The organism is Cobetia sp. SIMBA_158 (genome assembly GCF_046566945.1).
GTDB lineage: Bacteria > Pseudomonadota > Gammaproteobacteria > Pseudomonadales > Halomonadaceae > Cobetia > Cobetia amphilecti.
Map to the genome: position 1 here is coordinate 1 of NZ_JAWJYL010001097.1, position 236 is coordinate 236.

1 protein-coding gene is annotated in these 236 nt (G+C 34.3%); it reads right to left on the minus strand.

The features are described 5' to 3' along the window. Nucleotides 1-106 (minus strand): hypothetical protein (locus R2R70_RS23175; protein ID WP_410979371.1); only part of this gene is annotated, 106 nt, incomplete at its 3' end. Nucleotides 107-236: the final 130 nt, after the last annotated feature.

Consider the following 236-nt stretch of genomic DNA (forward strand, 5'->3'; position numbering starts at 1 on the left):
CCTGTTCCTTTAAATACTCTGCATCTGGCACACTGAATGTTCTTATAAATCTATACCATTCATTTATCTTGATACCAACTTGAGAAGAACCGGCATCCCCTTCCATTCTCTATAATGACATATATTATCATTTTCAGAATAATTCCACACCGAAAAGAAACCGCAAAAGTTAGGGTGTTTTGATATGGTAAAGCCTTATTGGGGAGCAATATTGACTAGTTAATATAAAAAAAGAG